Source organism: Alcaligenes sp. 13f, from assembly GCF_020496585.1.
Taxonomy (GTDB): domain Bacteria; phylum Pseudomonadota; class Gammaproteobacteria; order Burkholderiales; family Burkholderiaceae_B; genus Alcaligenes; species Alcaligenes phenolicus.
Map to the genome: position 1 here is coordinate 19330 of NZ_JAHKKC010000001.1, position 19223 is coordinate 38552.

The 19223-nt window shown below is 56.4% G+C and carries 16 protein-coding genes and 1 tRNA gene; 12 read left to right on the plus strand and 5 right to left on the minus strand.

All coding sequences use genetic code 11. The features are described 5' to 3' along the window. The first annotated feature begins 1 nt into the window (after position 1). Entirely contained in the window at positions 2-1144 is a 1143-nt protein-coding gene (locus KOE80_RS00105) for a tRNA CCA-pyrophosphorylase (RefSeq protein ID WP_226348031.1), read from the plus strand. Positions 1145-1367: 223 nt separating this feature from the next. Here the strand turns inward: KOE80_RS00105 and KOE80_RS00110 are convergent, their stop codons facing one another. Together KOE80_RS00110 and KOE80_RS00115 are read right to left on the minus strand one after the other, a co-directional pair. Then, complete coding sequence (locus KOE80_RS00110; RefSeq protein ID WP_088451292.1) at positions 1368-2582, minus strand: class I SAM-dependent methyltransferase; 1215 nt, start codon at positions 2580-2582, stop codon at positions 1368-1370. 4 nt (positions 2583-2586) lie between these two features. Beyond that, on the minus strand, positions 2587-2808 hold the full coding sequence (locus KOE80_RS00115) for a hypothetical protein (protein ID WP_009462588.1): 222 nt from the start codon (positions 2806-2808) through the stop codon (positions 2587-2589). 119 nt (positions 2809-2927) lie between these two features. On the opposite strand from KOE80_RS00115, the gene KOE80_RS00120 reads away from it, so the two are divergent. Further along, positions 2928-3497, plus strand: a complete 570-nt coding sequence (locus KOE80_RS00120; protein ID WP_035273583.1) for a class I SAM-dependent methyltransferase — start codon at positions 2928-2930, stop codon at positions 3495-3497. Positions 3498-3582: 85 nt separating this feature from the next. Here KOE80_RS00120 and KOE80_RS00125 read toward each other — a convergent pair whose 3' ends face one another. Both KOE80_RS00125 and ppc read right to left on the minus strand, forming a co-directional pair. Continuing rightward, positions 3583-4365 (minus strand): sulfite exporter TauE/SafE family protein, encoded by a 783-nt coding sequence (locus tag KOE80_RS00125; RefSeq protein ID WP_060186178.1) that lies wholly within the window; start codon positions 4363-4365, stop codon positions 3583-3585. A 139-nt stretch (positions 4366-4504) separates the two neighbouring features. Then, positions 4505-7339, minus strand: coding sequence for a phosphoenolpyruvate carboxylase (gene ppc, locus KOE80_RS00130; RefSeq protein WP_060186179.1), 2835 nt, complete (start codon positions 7337-7339; stop codon positions 4505-4507). Positions 7340-7502: 163 nt separating this feature from the next. Between ppc and ilvD the strand changes: the two genes are divergently transcribed. The 6 genes from ilvD to KOE80_RS00160 all read left to right on the plus strand — a co-directional run bounded on the left by ilvD (position 7503) and on the right by KOE80_RS00160 (position 14464). After that, on the plus strand, positions 7503-9362 hold the full coding sequence (ilvD, locus tag KOE80_RS00135; protein ID WP_026484131.1) for a dihydroxy-acid dehydratase: 1860 nt from the start codon (positions 7503-7505) through the stop codon (positions 9360-9362). 172 nt (positions 9363-9534) lie between these two features. Continuing rightward, on the plus strand, positions 9535-10020 hold the full coding sequence (locus KOE80_RS00140; protein ID WP_009462584.1) for a cupin domain-containing protein: 486 nt from the start codon (positions 9535-9537) through the stop codon (positions 10018-10020). A 152-nt stretch (positions 10021-10172) separates the two neighbouring features. After that, positions 10173-11195 (plus strand): TRAP transporter substrate-binding protein, encoded by a 1023-nt coding sequence (locus tag KOE80_RS00145; RefSeq protein ID WP_226348032.1) that lies wholly within the window; start codon positions 10173-10175, stop codon positions 11193-11195. A gap of 18 nt (positions 11196-11213) precedes the next feature. After that, positions 11214-11726 (plus strand): TRAP transporter small permease, encoded by a 513-nt coding sequence (locus KOE80_RS00150; RefSeq protein ID WP_226348033.1) that lies wholly within the window; start codon positions 11214-11216, stop codon positions 11724-11726. After that, positions 11727-13019: a TRAP transporter large permease gene (locus KOE80_RS00155; protein WP_226348034.1), complete on the plus strand. Its 1293-nt coding sequence runs from the start codon at positions 11727-11729 to the stop codon at positions 13017-13019. It abuts the gene before it with no gap. Further along, positions 13016-14464, plus strand: a complete 1449-nt coding sequence (locus KOE80_RS00160) for an amidase (protein ID WP_226348035.1) — start codon at positions 13016-13018, stop codon at positions 14462-14464. The genes KOE80_RS00155 and KOE80_RS00160 overlap by 4 nt, the downstream gene beginning before the upstream one ends. Before the next feature lie 84 nt (positions 14465-14548). Here KOE80_RS00160 and KOE80_RS00165 read toward each other — a convergent pair whose 3' ends face one another. Then, positions 14549-15202 (minus strand): GntR family transcriptional regulator, encoded by a 654-nt coding sequence (locus KOE80_RS00165; protein WP_226348036.1) that lies wholly within the window; start codon positions 15200-15202, stop codon positions 14549-14551. A 283-nt stretch (positions 15203-15485) separates the two neighbouring features. Between KOE80_RS00165 and nadE the strand changes: the two genes are divergently transcribed. The 4 genes from nadE to KOE80_RS00185 all read left to right on the plus strand — a co-directional run bounded on the left by nadE (position 15486) and on the right by KOE80_RS00185 (position 18957). Then, the gene (gene nadE, locus KOE80_RS00170; RefSeq protein ID WP_226348037.1) at positions 15486-16313 is read left to right on the plus strand and encodes an ammonia-dependent NAD(+) synthetase; all 828 of its coding nucleotides are present in this window, start codon (positions 15486-15488) and stop codon (positions 16311-16313) included. A 628-nt stretch (positions 16314-16941) separates the two neighbouring features. Further along, complete coding sequence (locus KOE80_RS00175) at positions 16942-18006, plus strand: AI-2E family transporter (protein ID WP_021447032.1); 1065 nt, start codon at positions 16942-16944, stop codon at positions 18004-18006. A 312-nt stretch (positions 18007-18318) separates the two neighbouring features. Beyond that, a tRNA-Leu gene (locus tag KOE80_RS00180) sits at positions 18319-18403 on the plus strand. Between the two features lie 329 nt (positions 18404-18732). Then, entirely contained in the window at positions 18733-18957 is a 225-nt protein-coding gene (locus tag KOE80_RS00185; RefSeq protein ID WP_226348038.1) for an antitoxin VbhA family protein, read from the plus strand. Positions 18958-19223: the final 266 nt, after the last annotated feature.

Genomic DNA, 19223 nt, shown 5'->3' on the forward strand with positions numbered 1-19223 from the left:
CATGCTTGATGACAGACAGCAAGCAGCGCTGGCGGCCCTGATGGGGCCGCCAGATCCTGTTCTGGAAGGTTTGCAGGTCTATGTGGTGGGTGGCGCGGTTCGCGATGCCTTGCTGGGGCTGCCAGCGGGTGACAAGGATTGGGTCGTAGTCGGTGCCCGGCCCGAAGACCTGGCTGCCCGAGGTTTTGTCCCCGTAGGTGGCGACTTTCCGGTCTTTCTGAATCCCCATAGCAAAGAAGAGTTTGCCCTGGCCCGGACTGAGCGCAAGTCGGGCCGGGGCTACAAAGGCTTTACCTTTTACACCGGCACAGACGTGAGCCTGGCGGACGATTTGCGTCGCCGTGATCTGACCATCAATGCCATGGCCGTGGATGCGGCGGGGAATCTGCATGATCCCTTGAATGGTTTGGCGGATTTGCAGGCCCGTCTATTCCGGCATGTGGGCACCGCATTTAGCGAAGACCCGGTACGCTTGCTGCGTCTGGCACGTTTTGCCGCCCGCTTTTCCGAGTTCACCGTGGCCGACGATACCTGGGCTCTGGCACGTGATCTGGTCGAGCAGGGTGAAGTGGACGAGCTGGTGCCTGAGCGCATCTATCTGGAAATAGCGAAAGGTTTATCTGCCCAGCAGCCCGCTCGCATGTTCGAGGTACTGCGGGAGGTCGGCGCACTAGAGCGTGTCATGCCCGGTTTGAGCTACAGCGATCAGGTGGGCGAGCAAGTTCAGATCGCTAAAGACAGGCGTCTGGATCTGGCAAGCTGCTTTGCCGTTCTGTGCCATATTTCGGACACCCCAGGACAGGTGGCCGAACAGATTCGTGCACCCTCTGAATGGCGCGACCAGGCCCGTCTTTTGCCAGTGCTGTTAGCCAGCCCTGCCTTGTTGCAGCCTCGTGCAGACGTGGAGTCTGCCTTGCAAGTCATGGAGTCGTTGGATGCCTTGCGCAAACCAGAGCGCTTTACTCAGCTGATCGGTGCGGCGGCCTGTCTGCAAGACGTTCCAGAGCTGGAATGGGACTTCTTGCGAAAGGTGATGGCCAGTGTGGATGCCGGTGCAGTTGCTGCTCGATACAAGGCCGAGCCAGGCAAAATCCGTGAAGCGGTGCGCGCAGCTCGATTGGCAGCTTTGGAGCAGTCTGTTTAGTCTATGTGTGAGCAGCCTAGAGTGCACACTCAGAAAATAAGCGGCTAATAGGCCGCTTATTCTTTTCTGCTGAGTGCGTGTTCGTCTAGGGGGCGGTGTCTCGTGGGAGTGTTCTGGCGCGGTTGCTTTACGTAAAAATGGCAAGGTATATACCCTGCCGTTTGCTGATCTCTGCTTATGGCTCTTGAGGGAAATGCCCTCAGGAAGTTCCCCAAGGGCCGCTTTACAGACGCTCGCGTCGATCTCCGCTCATTGTGCCCAGCACTGGGGCTGAAATATCGCGCCCAATAATCAGCACTTTGAACAGTTCGCCCATTTCCGCTTCAGACAGCAGCTTGTTGGCGGCACTCATGGTCTGTGCCCATTGCTGTTGCACGGCGGGCGATGGGTCTTCCGGCGGAGAAGCCAGGAAGTTGGTGATGCCGCAATTCATCAGGAAGCGCGCCTGGCTGGTATAGCCCAGCACATCCAAACCGGCCTCCAGGGCGGCATCCGCCATGGCGGTGAAGTCCACGTGGGCGGTAATGTCCTGCAAGCCAGCCAGCACCAGGGGCTCGGCATGAGCAAAGTGGCGGAAGTGGCACATCAAGGTGCCTTTGTCACGTTGCGGGTGGTAGTACTCGCGCTGCGGAAAACCGTAGTCGATCAAAATGGCCGCGCCTTGCTTTAACCAAGTACCCATGCTGCGCACCCAGGCTTCGGCTTGCAGGTTGATCTCGGATAGGTAGAAGGGCTGCGCTTCCACGCGCTCGGCCACCAGCGAAGCCAGATGGTCGGGAGCCGGGCGGGTAGCCAGGTAGAAAGGCGCTGGCAGGCCTTGGGCCGTGCTGTCGTCTGCGGCAATGACACCTACTTCCAGCACCTTGCCAGCCACATCAAAGGTGAACAGGCTGGCAGGCATGGCATCCAGAACCTCATTAGCTACCACGCAACCCTTGAAGCTGTGCGGTGTGCTGTCCAGCCACTGCACTTGTGCTTGCAGGGGGGCCAGACGCTCTTGCTGACGCGCGCGCAAATCAGGCGATACTTCCAGAATTGAATACTGCGGCTCGATACCTTGCTTGCGCAGCTCCGTAATCAGCGCTTCGGCCAAAGCGCCGCTACCCGCGCCAAACTCCAGAATGGACAGGGATTGGCTGCCTTCCAGCACTTCCATGACCTGACGGCTCAAGGTCTGAGCAAACAGGGGGGAGAGTTCGGGGGCCGTCGTAAAGTCGCCCGTGGGCTGATTGCTGCCAAACTTGGTGCTGCCACCGGTGTAGTAGCCCAGATGCGGGGCGTACAGCGCATGATGCATCCATTGGTCGAAAGACAGGAAACCGCCTTCATCGGCAATGCGGTCCAGCAAGTAATCGTTAACCTGTGCAACGTGTTTCTTCAGTTCCTCGGACAGGGGAGGCAAACCGTGTGGCAGGGCAGGGGCGGACAGTACGTTCATGGCGTCAGTTGGGCTTGTCGTTAGGTGTCTCGGAAGAAGCCGGGGCGGCGCTCTTGGCGCTGGCTTTCTTGGCCTGGGTCACTTGGTGCAGGGTGCGGATCATGCCCACCAGCATCCCGATCAGGATGGAGGTGGCAGCGGCCAGGATGAAGTTGCCGTAGACAAACCATAAAGGCAGGCACAGAACGGCCATCAGCAATATGGGTTTTTGCAGCAGAACTTTCATACACCCTCAAAAAAATAGCGTGGAATCGGGGCCAATTGTAGCCCAGGCCAGTGCTGTGCTTGAGCTTGCCCACTGCTGCGTTACCATGGGCGTTTTGTCTGCTTAGCAAAGGGGTAAGGATGAACGACAGGGGACAGGCCAGCGCCTGGTTACAGGCATGGGCCCATTTGATTCCGAATCCGGGCACGGTCCTGGATGTGGCCTGTGGTCGGGGGCGCAATGCCCGCTGGTTGGCCGAGCGCGGCAATACCGTGATCGGTGTAGATCGGGATCCAGAAGCCGTGGCAGCGACCTCGCCTTACGGGGAAATCATCCAGGCTGATATTGAAAACGGCCCCTGGCCTTTTGCCGGGCGCCAGTTCAATGCCCTGGTGGTGACCAAGTATCTTTGGCGTCCCTTGATGCCGACCTTGCTGGAGAGCCTGGAGCCAGGTGGGGTGCTGGTTTATGAAACCTTTGGGGTGGGCAACGAGCAATACAACACGCCGCGTAATCCGGACTTTCTGTTGCAGCCGGGGGAGCTGCTGCGCTGGTGTGCGGACCTGGATATCGTGGCGTATGAGCATGGTTTCCGGGCAGATCCGGACCATATTGTTCAGCGCATTGTCGCCGTGCGTCCGCGTGAGGGCGGCTCTTTCAGCGATTACCGTCTGAATCCGCAAGACGGTGGTGGCAGTATCTGCGAGTAAAGCATGTGCAGTTTTGAGCCAAGCGCGGCGCTTGGCTCAAAGCCATGTATCCGTTGTTGCTTGAGCGCGTGTACAGAATCGCGGCTTAAAACAGATAGGTACGTGCCAGCATGGACAGGGCCACAACAGCGGTCAGGATGCTGAAACCCTGTTGCAAGCGCACAGAAGGAATATGAGGGGCCAGTTGTCGGCCTATCACCATGCCACCCATGGCCGAGGCCACAAAAACCCAGCCGCTAAGGGGAATCTCCGCCCCGTGTGCCAGACTCATGGCCGACGCGCTCAGGGAAATCAGGGCGATCAACATCAGGGATGTAGCCACAATGCTATGCATGGACAGGTCGCTGAAACGTTTCAGGGCAGGCACGATCAGAAAGCCGCCGCCCACGCCCAACATGCCTGAAAACAAACCCGCTACGGCACCAATGGAAGCCAGGGTGGCGGTGCCTACTGGTGTCCAGCGCAGGCGGCCGGTTTCCGGGTTCAGACAACAGGGTGTATGAGCATGGGCCGTTGCCGCCGGACGACGCAGCATTTTGGTGGCAATCCACAGCATGATGGCGACAAACAGCGTTACCAGCACTTTTTCCGGCAAGGCATGGCTGATGCGTACGCCCAAAGACGTGACCAAAGCGCCTGTAACGGCCATGAACATGGCAGCTCTATAGCGCACGATATGTTTGTACAAACCATCTAGTGCGCCGACCAGGGCGGCGGCGCCCACAGCCAGCAAGGCTACCGGTGTTGCCGCTGTCATGCTGTAGCCCATGCCCAGCACCAGAGCGGGCACGGCCAAAATACCGCCACCCGCGCCAGTCAGGCCCAGCGACAGGCCAGTCAGAATTCCCAGGATGATTGCAAGCGCCATAAGCCAGATGGCGTGACCCCGGTAGGGATCACGCCTTTTTCAGAAAGCGTAGTAATGGCTTATTGTACGCTCTTAACTTCTTTTGGAAATTAGCTTATTTATAAAAGTAATTAATAGAGCCAATTTCCATGGTTTCGCTTTAGCCCGAGTTACGCAGGCCAGCCGCAATACCGTTGATCGTCAGGTGAATGACGTGTTGCTTGTTCACACCGCTGCGTGTGGGCTTGTGGGCCTTTTCACCTTGACGGCGATGGCGGCGCAGCAGTTCCACCTGCAAGTGGTTCAGCGGGTCAATGTAGGCAAAGCGTTCGGCCAGGGCATCTTGCAAAGCCTGATCGTGCGCCAGCAGTTCATGGCCGGTGATTTCACGGAACAGTCGGTGTGTCAGCTCGAACTCGTCACGGATTTGCGTGAAGATGGTCTCGCGCAGTTCCTCGTCCTCGACCAGACCGGCGTATTTCAGGCCGATATCCAGGTCAGTCTTGGCCAGCACCTGCTCCATATTGGACAGTAGCGTGCGGAAGAAGGCCCAGTCGCGCGCCATGGTTTGCAGTTGGGCCAAACGTTTGGCGCGGTTCAGGCCATCATTGGGCAGCCCCGATTCCAGATAGCGGTTCAAGGCTGTGCCCATGCCGTACCAACCTGGAATAGGCAGACGGCATTGCGCCCAGGAGAAACTCCAGGGGATGGCGCGCAGGTCTTCAATGCTTTGCGTGGCCTTGCGCGAGGAAGGACGCGAGCCGATATTCAGGCCAGCAATTTCCTTGATAGGCGTGGACTGGAAGAAGTACTGATCAAAGTTCGGCGTACCGTAGACCAGTTGGCGATAGCTTTGATGAGCCTGCTCGGACATCCAGGCCATGGCGTCACCATACGCAGCCAGATGTTCGTCGTCATTGGACGAGCCCTTGCGTGACCCCAGGCTGGCTTCCAGCGTGGCAGCGACAAACAGCTCCAGATGCCAGCGGCCCACGTCCGCATCCTTGTAGCGGCCTTGAATCATCTCGCCTTGCTCGGTCAGACGAATCTGACCATTCACGGTGCCTGGAGGTTGCGCCAAAATAGCGTCGAAACTGGAACCACCTCCTCGGCCTACCGAACCGCCACGTCCGTGGAACAGGCGCAAACGCACTTTGCGGCGCGAGAAAACCTGCGCAAATTCACGTTCGGCACGGTATAGCGTCCAGTTGGAGGTCAGGTAGCCACCGTCTTTATTACTGTCCGAATAACCCAGCATCACTTCCTGCACGCTGTCCTGAGCGTGACGCACGCGCTGGCGGATTTCAGGCATATCCAGCCATTCCTGCATGATTTGCGGGCCACGCTCCAAGTCAGGAATGGTCTCGAACAGCGGTACAACCATCAGACCTTGATGCTCCGGCTCGTTGGAGTTGGGCACGATCAGGCCGGTTTCTTGTTGCAGTACCAGCACTTCCAGCAAATCGCTGAGCGTTTCGGTGTGCGACACAATGGTTTGTTCCAGCGCACGCGCACCAAAGCGACGTCGGCATTCGGCGGCTTTGCGCAGAATGGACAGTTCTTTCTCGGTTTCTTCCGAGTAGCGATACCAGGGCGAAACCAGGGGGCGATGGTGGCGCAACTCCGAGCGCAGCAAAGTGATGCGGTCCTCTTCGGACAGTTGGCGGTAATTGACGGGTTCGTCCTTGTACAGCGTGCCTGCCACGCGGAACAGTTCGTCCAGTACGCGCTCGTGCACGTCCGAGCTTTGGCGCAGGTCCAAAGTGGCCAGATGGAAGCCAAAAACCTCCACAGCTTGAATCAATTCGTTCAAGCGCAGGCCGGCAATGGCGCCGCCTTTGTTTTCAGCCAGAGAGTCGGCAATGATTTGCAGATCAGCCTTGAATTCTTGCGGGTTTGCGTAGGGTGGGGCGGCGTAAGTGGGGCGATCGGCCAGGTCGCGGCCCAGCAGGTTCTGCGCTGTGGCCGCCATACGGGCGTACAGATGAATAAAGCTGCGGCGATAAGGTTCGTCTACACGGTGTGGCGATGGGTCCTGGCTGCTGGCCGACAAGGCCGCCAGGTCTTTGCTGACGCGGTTCAGTGCGTCGGATACGGAGATTTCTGTACCCAGCAGACGAATCTGCTCCAGATAGTGTTGCAGCGCGCGTGTCGACTGGCGCAGCACCGCTTGTTCAACCGTTTCAGGGCCCACATTGGGGTTGCCATCGCGGTCACCGCCAATCCAGCTGCCCATGCGCAAAAAGGCGGGCAGGGAACGTGTTTTCTGATCCAGCAGGCTTTTCTTGCCCGGTTCCAGCAAACGGTCCAGATCGTGGTACAGCTGCGGAATGGTGGGCAGGAAGGTGGAGCCGTAATAGGCCAGGGCGTTGTCGATCTCGTCCATCACCGTCAGTTTGTGGTCGCGCAGCATGCGGGTTTGCCACAGCAGGGACACCAGACCGGTCAGCTTCTCCTGGGTACGGGCCGATTGTGTGGCGCTGGCTTTGTGATCCAGGCCGTTCAATTCATCGGCAATGGCCATATGCACAGCCAGCGTACTTTGGCGCTGAACTTCGGTAGGGTGAGCCGTCAGCACCGGCATCACACAGGCTTCTTGCAGATAGCGGCGAATTTTCTTGGCGCTCAAACCTTGGTCCATCAAGGTTTGAATGGCATGTTGCAGGCTGCCCAGCAGCTTTTCGGGATCTTGTTCTTCGCGGCGACGGTTCTGGTCGCGGTCCTCGGCAATATTGGACAGGTGCAAAAAGTAGGCAAAGGCACGGGCCACGGAACGGGCCTGCGCGTCGTTCAGCTTGGGAATGTCTTTTTCCAGAATCCGTGCTTGCTGCGGATCGTGTTCACGTCTGAAACTGACAGCCGCCCGGCGCAGGGCTTCAATCAGCGTGAAGGTCGCCTTTCCTTCGCTATCACGAATCACCTCTCCCAGGGCCTTGCCCAGAAAGCGGATGTCCTGTCGAAGCAGGTTGGAAAGGTCAGGCACGGCCTGCGGCATAATATATCTCCTGTTAAATAAGGGGTTTTGCTGCAAAGGATTCTGGGTGCCAGATCGGTAGCCGCCCTACGGTAAGACGCCTTCCCGACCTTGACGCGCACAAAGCGCCTTGGGACGTTTATGATAGGTATCTTTACATAATTTTCCTGTTCAGAGAGTAGTCATGCCCCAATATCGCTCCCGTACCTCGACCCACGGTCGGAATATGGCCGGCGCGCGTGCCCTGTGGCGCGCCACCGGTATGAAAGACGAGGATTTCTCCAAACCGATCATTGCGGTGGTGAACTCCTTTACGCAATTCGTACCGGGTCACGTACACCTGAAAGACATGGGCCAGCTGGTTGCCCGTCAAATTGAAGCGGTCGGCGGTGTGGCAAAAGAGTTCAACACCATTGCGGTGGACGACGGTATTGCGATGGGCCACGGCGGCATGTTGTATTCCCTGCCTTCGCGCGAACTGATCGCCGACTCGGTGGAATACATGGTCAACGCCCACTGTGCTGACGCCATGGTGTGTATCTCCAACTGCGACAAGATCACCCCTGGCATGTTGATGGCCGCCATGCGCCTGAACATCCCTGTGGTGTTTGTGTCGGGCGGACCGATGGAAGCGGGCAAGGTCTACTCGCCAGATGGCAAGACGGTGGTACAGAAGCTGGATCTGGTGGACGCCATGATTCAAGCCGCTGACCCTAACGTCACTGATGAACAGGCTGAAGCTGTTGAACGTAGCGCTTGCCCGACCTGTGGTTCCTGTTCGGGCATGTTTACCGCCAACTCCATGAACTGTCTGACCGAGGCGCTGGGCCTGTCCTTGCCCGGTAACGGCACCATTGTTGCCACCCACGCTCGTCGCCAAGGTTTGTTCGAGCGTGCTGGTAGCCTGATCGTGGATCTGGCCAAGCGCTACTACGAGCAAGACGACGAATCCGTTCTGCCACGCAACATCGCCACCTATCAGGCTTTTGAAAACGCCATGACCTTGGACGTGGCCATGGGCGGCTCCACCAACACCGTGCTGCACTTGCTGGCCGCAGCTCAGGAAGCCGGTGTGGAATTTACGATGGCCGATATCGACAAGATCTCGCGTCGCGTCCCTTGCCTGTGTAAAGTGGCTCCCGCCACCCCCGAATTCCACATGGAAGACGTGCACCGCGCGGGCGGCATCATGGCTATTCTGGCCGAACTGGCCCGGGCCGACTTGCTGAACCTGGATGTGGGCAACGTACACAGTGGCACCTTGCGTGAAGCCATCAAGCGTTGGGACGTCAAAGGCGACAACGTCAAAGCCATTAGTGACTTTTTCCGTGCCTCCCCCGGTGGTATCCCAACGCAAGTGGCCTTTAGCCAGGACCGTTACTACCAGGAATTGGACACAGACCGTGCCAAGGGCTGTATCCGCGACAAGGCTAATGCTTATTCGCAAGACGGTGGCTTGGCCGTGTTGTACGGCAACCTGGCCATCAACGGTTGTATCGTGAAAACTGCTGGCGTGGATGAAAGCATTCTGACCTTCACCGGCACGGCGCGTGTTTACGAAAGCCAGGACGATTCCGTTGCTGCCATTCTGGACGGCGTGGTCAAGGCAGGCGATGTGGTCATCATTCGCTACGAAGGCCCCAAAGGCGGCCCTGGTATGCAGGAAATGCTGTACCCCACCTCCTACCTGAAATCCATGGGCCTGGGCAAAAGCTCGGCCTTGTTCACCGATGGTCGCTTCTCCGGCGGTTCGTCCGGCCTGGTGATTGGTCATGCTTCACCTGAAGCGGCTGAGGGTGGCAATATCGCCCTGGTGCAAGATGGCGACACCATCGAGATCGACATCCCCAACCGTCGTATTCACCTGGCTATCAGCGATGAAGAAATGGCCGCACGCCGTGCCGAAATGGAATCGCGTGGCTCCAAGGCCTGGAAGCCAGTGAACCGCGAGCGCGTTGTGTCGCAAGCACTGAAAGCCTATGCCGCGCTGGCCACTTCGGCTGACCGGGGTGCTGTGCGTGATGTGTCGCAACTGGACCGCTAAGCACTAGTTCTGCTTGTAAAAACCCCACCTGCCTTGAAGCAGGTGGGGTTTTTTTATGCCTGGTAGAAACGTACCGGGTAAATACGAATATTCCAGTGCCATCGTCCTGATAGAATCCATTTCATGCAAAACGGGATCCCATTTTGTTAATTTGGTTTTTAAGGAGGAAGTGATGAGTGAAATAGATCCAATTACCTTGGCTCCGATTCTGAATCCGGGTGGCATTGGTGGCCCGCTGACGGCAGCTCACCGGGAAATGGCGGTCAAGCATCGGGATGATCTGGAGTGGGACAACCTGCGCTACGAAGGGCAGTTCACCAAGATGATGTTCCACCCCACGCAAGACGACCCCACCATTCCCAACGCCGGGGTCGTGAAGTATCTGAAGGGTTCCGGGCACCCTTTGCACAGCCATTACTTTGCCCAGATCTGGTACATCCTGGCGGGCAAGTTCGAGATCAATGGCGTGATCTACGGCGAGGGCACCATGGTGTTTCACCCGGACCCGCATTACGAGCACGCACTGACGACCCTGGAAGACGGCGAGATTCTGTACGTGCAGTACATGGGGCCGACCACCCGCCAGCCTGCGATTTATGAAGGCCGCTTCAATATGAAAACCCGCCGTTCCCTAGAGGAAGAATCCAGAGCGGTGTAAGCAGTCCCGCTTTAACAGCGAGCTACAGGAAAGCTGCCCATGCCTTTGCGTATGGGCAGCATCAACAAGCAAAAAAAGCCCGATCAGGGCTGGCTTGAAACACAAATAAAACTGAACAGAAATTCAATACCACAGGATGCAGGGGGACGATCATGAAACGAATGACACGAGTGGGAATCGCGGTTCTGGCGATGCTGGGCGCACTGAGCGCATGTGGCAAGGGCGGTTCGGGCGATACGGCAAAGCATGAAAGCAAAGGCCCGCGAACATTACAGCTTGCCCACGTTTCGGTAGAGCAGAACGAAGATATGTACCACCACCTGGCAACGAATTTTGCCAAGCGAGTGGAGGATCAAACCAAGGGGGCCATCAAGGTCCAGGTGCTGGGCGGTGCTCAACTGGGTGGCGAGCGCGATGTGGCTGAAGGCATGCAGTTGGGTACGGTGGACATGAGCCTGCTTGCCAGCTTCACCTTGGGCACCTTCGAGAAAAAAGCGATGGTGTTTGACCTGCCTTACCTGTTCAAGGATTACCAGACCGCCTTCAAAACCCTGGACTCCAGTTTCACGGATCCGATTGAAGCAGATCTGGAAAAGTCCGGCCTGAAAATTTTGGGTTGGGGGCATGGCGGTTTCCGGAATCTGTATAACTCCAAGCACGCAATCCGCAGTTTGTCGGATCTGAGCGGCATGAAAGTGCGTACGCCGGAAAGTCCTATTTATGTGGATACCTGGCAGGCGCTGGGCGTGAATGTCACCTCCATGGCGTATCCGGAGCTGTTTACCGGCCTGCAGCAAAAAACCATTGATGGTGCAGAGAACCCCACGGCCTTGTTCTATACCAGTCGCTTTTACGAAGCGGCCCCTTATCTGTCCCGAACCGAGCACGTGTATGTGGCGATTCCTTTGGTGATTTCCGGGCGGGTCTGGGACACCTTATCGGCTGATGAAAAAGCCATCTTCCAGAAAGCGGCTAGTGAGTCGGTGCAGGAGCAACGTCAGTTCCTGATCCAGAGCGAAGCGCAGATCGAGAAGAAACTGATGGAGGCAGGCGTGTCCATTAATGCCGATGTGGATAAAGCGCAGTTCCGCAAAGCCGTCATGCCGATTTACGAAAAATACAAGACGGTGATTGATCCTGATCTGGTCACCCGTGCTGCGGCGCTTGCTCAATAATCCTGGCGGATAACCATCATGAAACACTCTTTGCTCGATTGGGCCGATAGAGTCAGTACCCGCCTGGACAGCTTATGCAGAACCTTGGGGGCGGCATTTCTGGGGCTGATTGTGCTGGCCGCATCAATACAGGTGGCCGGGCGCTATTTTATGGGTTACTCCCCACCGTGGATTGAGGAAATCACACGCTACAGCTTTATCTGGATGATCATGCTGGGCACAGCTGTGCTGGTTAAAAGCAATGGCCATGCCGTGATTGACCTGCTGGTGATGCGACTGAAAGGCAAAGCCCGCCAAGTGCATGGCGGCTTGGTTCAGATTGCGATTTTGACCTGCGCACTGGTCCTGCTGGTGCAGGGTTTGCAACTGATTGCCATCGTTTACCAACAGCTTAGTCCTGCCATGCGCATCTCCATGGCCTATGTGTACGCGGCCCTGCCGGTAGGCGGCGCCATCATCGCCGTGCAGTGTGTGAATGCCTTGCTGGACGGGTATCGGGATCAGCCCAGCCCAGCGGCGCAGGGGGTGTAAATGCAAGAAGCTCTCTTACTTTTTAGCTTGATGTTCACGCTGTTCATCGCGGGCATTCCTATCGCTTTTTCCTTATTGCTGTGCAGTGCGCTGTTTTTGCTGTTTACCGGCATGCGGCCACTGATTGTTGTGCCGCAGCGTGTGATGGCGGGGCTGGACTCCTTCCCCTTGCTGGCGGTGCCGCTGTTTATCCTGATGGGAAACCTGATGGAAAAGGCGGGCCTGTCCAGGCGCCTGATTGATCTGATCGACATGCTGGTTGGGCGCGTCCATGGCGCACTGGGCTATGTGACGGTGATTGCTTGTGCCATGTTTGGTGCCTTGACTGGCTCGGCTCCGGCAACGGTGGCGGCTATTGGTGCCATCATGATGCCCGCGATGATCGCGCAGAAATATCCGGCTTCTTTGGCGACAGGGATTACGGCTTCGTCCGGTGCCTTGGGCAATATCATTCCGCCCAGCATTGCCTTGATTCTGTATGGCGCAACCGTCAACGTTTCTATCCCCAAGCTGTTTGTAGCCAATATCCTGCCCGGTTTGTTGATGGCTCTGGCTTTCATGCTGACCCATATGCTGCTGACCAGAAAGCTGAAAGTGCCTAAAAGCGCAACGCGTTCCTATACCTCGCAAGAGATGGTCATGGTGGCTTTGAAGGCGATTCCGTCCTTGTTGATGCCTGTTGTGATTCTGGGCGGCATCTATGGTGGTGTGTTCACGCCTACCGAAGCCGCCGCCGTGGGTGTGGTATTCAGCCTGGTGTTGGGTGTGTGCTACCGCCAGTTCACCGTAGGTACCCTGTGGCAGGTCATGAAAAGCTCGGTAGAAACCTCTTCCATGGTGGGCATTATTCTGGGCGCAGCCGGTATTTTTGGCTGGATTCTGGCCTCGGCGCGTATCCCCATGCTGATGGTGACGGAACTGACGCCTTTGCTTGATACACAGTTCCTGTACCTGGCTTTGTTGGTGGTGTTTTTGCTGCTGGTTGGTTGCGTGATGGATGCTGCAGCCAGCATCGTGATCCTGGCACCGATTCTGGTTCCTATCGGCATTGCCTTGGGTGTGGATCCTATCCATTTGGGTGTGGTGTTCTGCGTCAATCTGGTGGTGGGTTTCTTTACCCCTCCCTTTGGCTTGAATCTGTTCACGACGGTCTCCGTATCAGGCCAGCCTTACGAGGTGGTGGTGAGAGGGGTCATGCCCTTTGTCATTGCAGCCATCGTCGTTCTGTTCATCCTGGCTTATGTGCCTGAGATCTCCCTGGTGCTGGTTCGTTTGATGGAGGCGTCAGCATGATGCGCAGTTCCCATAAGGATGAGCCAATCGCCAAATCTGAGAGCGCCGTGGACATGAAGTCTCCCACTTCTATGGATCTGATTTATGCCAGTGCGGATGAACTGCAGCGCTTGTATCAAAGCAAAGTGGTGTCTCCTGTAGATGTGGCGCGGGCTACGCTGGATGCAGTGGATCGCTGGAACCCCATTGTGAATGCCTACTGTTATCTGGACCGTGCCTTGACCTTGCAAGAGGCTGCCGAATCAGAAGCACGCTGGATGGCAGGCGCTGAACGTGGCCCTTTGGATGGCATTCCGTACGGAGTTAAAGATTTGCTTCTGGTGCGTGGCTTGCCGACTGGCTATGGTTCAAGTGCAGCAAAGATGGCGGACGCTGCCCAGGATGACGCGCCTTCGGTGGCGCGGATGCGTGAGGCCGGGGCGGTACTGATCGGCAAAACGACGACCTCGGAGTTTGGCTGGAAAGGCACGGCGGACAGTCCTTTAACGGGAGTTACACGCAATATCTGGGACTTTAGTCTGACCAGCGGGGGCAGCAGTGGCGGTGCGGCTACGGCGCTGGCAGCGGGCATGGGAACGCTGCAAATCGGTACGGATGGCGGTGGGTCCACCCGGATTCCCGCCAGCTTTTGCGGTGTCACCGGCATGAAAGCTACCTTTGGGGGCGTACCTGCCTGGCCTGCCGGCCCGATGCTGACCTTATCCAATGTCGGTCCCATGGCCCGATCCGTGGCGGACCTGAAAGGCTTGCTGAACGTCATGATGCAGGCCGACCCACGTGACTGGAACTCGGTGCCCTTGCCGCGTCATGTGCGAGCTCCCGCTCGTGCCTTGCAGGGCCTGCGCATCGGTCTGCATCTGGATGAGCATTGCAGCCCCGAGGTCAGGGGCATTATCCAGACGGCGGCTGACAAGCTGCAAGAGCAGGGGGCGCATATTGTGCCTACCGAGCTACCCCTGGCCGGTGCAAAAGAGCTGATTACAGCGCATTGGGAAGCTGGTACGGCCTGGTTGGTGAATCAAGTCTCTGCGGCACAGCGTCCTTTATTGGACGAAGGTCTGCGCCAGGTTGCCAGTAAGGGCGAGAAGAACAGCTTGCCGGACTATTACCAAGCCCTGATTGGCCGACAAAAGCTGGGTGAAGCCATGCTTAGACACTTTGCGCAGTTTGATCTGGTCCTGACGCCTACCGTTCCGATATTGCCGTTTGAGGCGGGCCGGGAAGCGCCGTCTGACGCCGCTTCGCAGAATTGGCTGGATTGGAATCCCTATACCTATCCCTTCAATTTGACGCGGCAGCCCGCCATTTCCTTGCCAGCCGGTATCAGCGCCTCCGGTTTGCCCGTGGGGCTGCAACTGGTGGCGGGTTTATATCAGGATGAATGGCTGGTGGATGTTGCCCAACTGGTAGAGGATTGCCTGCAGGTGCGCAGGCCGCGGTTTTAACAGTCGGGTGGTTTGTCCGGGGGATCGCAAACCACCTTGATTGTGCGGTGCCACCTCTCCTTGCGGGTGGCACTGTTTTTTTGCTTAGCGCTCTGGCAACCAGTCCAGGACCAGATTCATGGTCTTGGCAACGTGCTCGGTCATGGCTTCTCGAGCGGCGGTGCCATTGCGATCAGCCAGCGCGGCGATGATAGCCTCATGCTCCAGAATATTTTCTTCCATCAAACGCGGCGGCATTTTGGAGGCAAAGCTCAAGGCGCTGGAGACACTGTCGTTCTGCAACTGCTGAATCAGCTCGTGCAGGCGCTCGTTGTGACTGGTGATCGTGATCAAGTCGTGGAAAGAGCGGTTGTGTTGCAACCATTCTGACCCCTCCTCGCTGCGCACACGCGTTCGCAAGGTGCGGGCATAGTCGGACTGATGCTGCATCAAGATCTCCAGATCCGAGTCCTTGATCCAGTCCACCGCCAGTTGCGCTGCCAAGCCTTCCAGTTCGGCCCGAATCTGAAATGCCTCGCGGATTGATTTGGCAGAAGGAATAGCCACAATCGTGCGCCCGGTCTTGGTTAACGAGGTTACGCGGCGTGCCTCCAGAAAACGCAGGGCTTCCCGAACAGGGGTGCGGCTGGTCTGAAACTCCTCCGCAAGCTCGTATTGACTTAGCGAGTCGCCGGGCCGGTAGTGGCCGGACTGAATACGTCTCAGGATTTCGTCTGCGATTTCAGTTGAGGATCTCATGGGATACGTCTGGTGAGCTTGCTGCCAGCCGGGCGCGTAGGCACGCTCAATGTCGCGCAAGGCACCGGATGGCATGGGCTGGTTTTATGGTGCCCGAGCAGTAGCTAAGGGGCTTGTCTCAGTAAGGGCGATTTGTTTTTCTTGACTGAAGATTATATACAGAATCCATTTTTAATGAATAAGGATCCCAATTTTTTAAAAGCCCCTGATAAGGCGGTATGGCACAGCTCTCCCAGTCCTTTACAATCGAACTATTGTTCACTTTGTGTAGAGAGCCTGCGCCATGACAGATGATCAACGCGCTTTGCAAGCCAGTATCCGTGCGGAATTGGGGATCACGGATCATTTCGATGCTCAGGAAGAAATCGAACGTCGCGTCCGCTTTCTAAGTGACTATCTGCTGCGTACCGGCTGCCGCAGCCTGGTCCTGGGGATCAGCGGGGGCGTGGACTCCCTGGCGGCTGGGTGTCTGTCTCAGCGAGCCGTAGAGCAGGCACGTCAGCAAGGCCATCAAGCGCAATTCATCGCCGTGCGTTTGCCTTACGGTGAGCAGGCTGACGAGAAAGACGCCCAAGGTGGTTTGAAGGTTATCAATCCCGATCAGACCTTGGTCGTGAACGTGAAGCCCGCATCGGATGCCATGCTGGAGCAATTGCTGGCCTCCGGCCTGAAGTTCCGCGATGCCGCTCTACAAGATTTTCTGATGGGCAACATCAAAGCCCGTCAGCGTATGGTGGCGCAGTACGCGATTGCTGGTGCAAACGGTGGCTTGGTAGTTGGTACAGACCACGCCGCTGAAGCCTTGATGGGTTTTTTCACCAAATTTGGTGACGGCGCTGCTGACATTACGCCTTTGGCTGGCCTGAATAAACGCCGTGTGCGTGCTTTGGCTAGTGCGATGGGCGCTGAAGAAGCCTTGGTGTTCAAAGTTCCCACCGCCGATCTGGAAAGCCTTAGCCCCTTGAAACCGGATGAAGACGCCTTTGGTGTCAGCTATGACCAGATTGATGATTTTCTGGAAGGCAAGGTGATTGATGATGAAGCCACGCAGATCATCATCAAAACCTTCCGTGCTTCGGCGCATAAACGTGCATTGCCGGTGGCGCCCTGAGCATGACTTGAGGGGATAAAGGCAGCCACAGCCGTTACGGCCTTGTCTAAAGAAGCCCCTGAATATATAGAAACGCCCTGAGGCATCCAACCTAAGGGCGTTTTTTATTGCCCATAAAAAAAAGAAGTCGGGAGCTCTGCAAGAGCAGACTGAAGGCACCAGCACCAGCACCAGCACCAGCACCAGCACCAGCACCAGCACCAGCACCAGCACCAGCACCAGCACCAGCACTCGCACGTGATGCCTGTTGCAGCTCTCAGGCGACTGAGGATCACAAGACTTGAACCCCTGTTGTAGATTTCAAGCTTTCGTGTGCAGCATTTAAGCTGCTTCACAGCAGCAGGAGTAGACTTGGCAAGACGCGGTGTGAGGTGCAGTTCATTAAGAGTCAGATTCGAGTCAGTCCAATCGAACCGACCGAGTCCTGATGCTGCTATCCAGCCCGCAATGATGAGTCTTGACCCTATGCAGATCGCGGGTGCCGCTTAGAGCCTGCTTCCACCTTAAAAAGTGTTATCAGCTTGTTGTAAGAAACGGGTATTCCTAGGGCTGTGATCATGCTATCGTCAAAAAACTTTCGGGCACCGACCCATGCCCAGACCAATAGACAAGAGGGTCTCCACCGTTTATGCAACCCGTCTTACCCGCATTTCTAATCGCTCGCTGGCTATTGCTGCTATTGCTGGCCGCAGGCGTCTACTTTTTAAAGGGATTTTTGGTCCCTGTTCTGGCCGCGCTGATCATAGGCCTGGCCGGTTGGCCCTTATATAAACGGCTGGTTGTACGCTGCAATGGCCGCACCGCGCTGGCGGCTACATTGGCCTTGCTGGTCGTCATCGTGGTCCTGGTCGTACCTTTATCCTTGGCCTTGTCCTTTGCGATCCAGGAAGCCAGCAGCTTCATCACTTGGGCGCTGGCCGCCAACCGCTACGGCACACCGACCCCGGAATGGATCAAAGCCATGCCCTTGATGGGCGAGCGCTTGACCGAGTACTGGCAAGTTTATTTAGGCGAACCCCACGCGTTAGGCGAGCTGGTCGAGATGGTTAGCGGCCAGCATCTGGGCAATATCTACCGCATGGTCCTGTCCGCTACTGGCAACGTTTTTCACCTGCTGCTGACCGTGCTGTTCATGCTGATCACGTTGTTCTTCATCTTTAAAGATGGCGACAGGCTGCTGGTGCAATTGGATATTGTTGGTGAGCGCATCCTGCCCGGCCGCTGGCAGCGCTTTTCTCGGGTTGTGCCTGCTACCGTTAACTCCACCGTCACTGGGATGGGCTTGATCGCCTTGGGTGAGGGTGTGGTTCTGGGTATTGCGTACTGGATTGCAGGGGTTCCATCGCCCGTACTCTTGGGTGTGATCACCGGCTTTATGGCGCTGATCCCTGGCGGTGCTCCCCTGTCATTCACAATGGTGTCCTTGTATTTAATAGGCTCTGGTCACCTGGTGGCTGGCGTGAGCTTGTTCCTGTGGGGCGCTATCGAACTGTTTATCGTCGATAAAACACTGCGACCACGCCTGGTGGGTGGCCCGGTAAAACTGCCGTTCCTGCCGACCTTCTTTGGTTTGGTTGGCGGTGTGCAAACAATGGGCATCGTGGGCTTGTTTATCGGCCCGGTCCTGATGGCTTTGTTGGTCGCGATCTGGAGAGAGTGGATTCGTAACGGACAGGCTGTGGCAGGGGACTAGGGGCTCCATACTCAGAACCAAAAAATTGAGCAGGCCAGGACGGTGTACCTGGCCTGTTTGTTATTTGGAATCCAGGTTTGAGTATGGCTAAAAGTGGTGTGGGTTCCTGCCTGCCGAGAACCGTCTGTTAATGCTTAAGCAGTTGTGACAAAGCAGGCGGAAAACTGAGCTTCAGACGGACTTTAGGCGGGAATGTTTTCAGTGCCAGGCTAAATTTAAAAAAATTGCTTTAGCACTTGCCAAAACCACCAGGAATCTGCGTATAATAACAATCTTTCCTTCCAAGCCTGGATTCCCAGGTTGCCATACCTAGCCCGGGTGGTGAAATTGGTAGACGCAGGGGACTCAAAATCCCCCGCCGCAAGGCGTGCCGGTTCGATTCCGGCCCCGGGCACCACTCAAAAATCCCTAGTGTTAACAGGCACTTAGCGCGATTCAAGTCATAGCCCCAATACTGGGGGATTTTCCTCAAAGTTCGCTTAGGTACACTGACGCAGCGTAATGCGTATCGGTAGCAACATTTTGCTTATCGAGGTGTATCTCTGCGCCTGGGGAAGTCTCCATCACGGATGGTGGCCAATACTGCCGCAAATCGGGAAAACCTATTGATAGCCACAAAAACAAGACAATTTCTGCGTGAAACCTTATTTGCTGGTTTTCCCTACAAGTCACCAAAAAAAATCCACACCTTGTAATATAGCGTTACTTAAAGCACGGGAGACAACCATGGCTGAGATGGGTTCGCACGAAACGGAACTAACTAAAACGATATCCGGTGCCGAGCGCGACCGGCGTGTAGCGGCCGTCAACTACGCACGCGCATCAGTCGGTTTGGAGGGATTCTCGCTCAGTGCAGCAGATGAAGAACATTCTCAACGGTTCATCGACGGGGACATTGACGTCGAAGAATTTGTGCAACCGCGTAGTGCCTTGGCGAGCCCAAAAGCTTAGTCATGACGAAGAAAATATAGGTGGTTGAAGCTGGTGCAGGATAGGCTGTCGCCGGTTTTTGTATGTCAATCTAACTATGGAAGTGTCATGTCTGTTAAATGTTTAAAAATAGAGGTTCTTAAATCCTTCTTAAGTAACATTGAGCACAAGCTCGACAATAAGCCAAACGGGCAGAGCATGTACAAGTTCACCAATGGACTAGTCTTAAATGTTTACGATACGGGGTCAGTAGTTTTTCAAGGAAACGATACTAGCGGCACATTGGC

Bases quoted from the DNA above. Each gene is read 5' to 3' on its own strand.
- KOE80_RS00150 (WP_226348033.1), top strand. From the start codon at position 11,214: ATGAAACACTCTTTGCTCGATTGGGCCGATAGAGTCAGTACCCGCCTG.
- KOE80_RS00185 (WP_226348038.1), top strand. From the start codon at position 18,733: ATGGCTGAGATGGGTTCGCACGAAACGGAACTAACTAAAACGATATCC.
- KOE80_RS00165 (WP_226348036.1), bottom strand. From the start codon at position 15,202: ATGAGATCCTCAACTGAAATCGCAGACGAAATCCTGAGACGTATTCAG.
- KOE80_RS00155 (WP_226348034.1), top strand. From the start codon at position 11,727: ATGCAAGAAGCTCTCTTACTTTTTAGCTTGATGTTCACGCTGTTCATC.
- KOE80_RS00175 (WP_021447032.1), top strand. From the start codon at position 16,942: ATGCAACCCGTCTTACCCGCATTTCTAATCGCTCGCTGGCTATTGCTG.
- ppc (WP_060186179.1), bottom strand. From the start codon at position 7,339: ATGCCGCAGGCCGTGCCTGACCTTTCCAACCTGCTTCGACAGGACATC.
- KOE80_RS00140 (WP_009462584.1), top strand. From the start codon at position 9,535: ATGAGTGAAATAGATCCAATTACCTTGGCTCCGATTCTGAATCCGGGT.
- KOE80_RS00160 (WP_226348035.1), top strand. From the start codon at position 13,016: ATGATGCGCAGTTCCCATAAGGATGAGCCAATCGCCAAATCTGAGAGC.
- KOE80_RS00105 (WP_226348031.1), top strand. From the start codon at position 2: ATGCTTGATGACAGACAGCAAGCAGCGCTGGCGGCCCTGATGGGGCCG.
- ilvD (WP_026484131.1), top strand. From the start codon at position 7,503: ATGCCCCAATATCGCTCCCGTACCTCGACCCACGGTCGGAATATGGCC.
- KOE80_RS00120 (WP_035273583.1), top strand. From the start codon at position 2,928: ATGAACGACAGGGGACAGGCCAGCGCCTGGTTACAGGCATGGGCCCAT.
- KOE80_RS00145 (WP_226348032.1), top strand. From the start codon at position 10,173: ATGAAACGAATGACACGAGTGGGAATCGCGGTTCTGGCGATGCTGGGC.
- KOE80_RS00110 (WP_088451292.1), bottom strand. From the start codon at position 2,582: ATGAACGTACTGTCCGCCCCTGCCCTGCCACACGGTTTGCCTCCCCTG.
- nadE (WP_226348037.1), top strand. From the start codon at position 15,486: ATGACAGATGATCAACGCGCTTTGCAAGCCAGTATCCGTGCGGAATTG.
- KOE80_RS00125 (WP_060186178.1), bottom strand. From the start codon at position 4,365: ATGGCGCTTGCAATCATCCTGGGAATTCTGACTGGCCTGTCGCTGGGC.
- KOE80_RS00115 (WP_009462588.1), bottom strand. From the start codon at position 2,808: ATGAAAGTTCTGCTGCAAAAACCCATATTGCTGATGGCCGTTCTGTGC.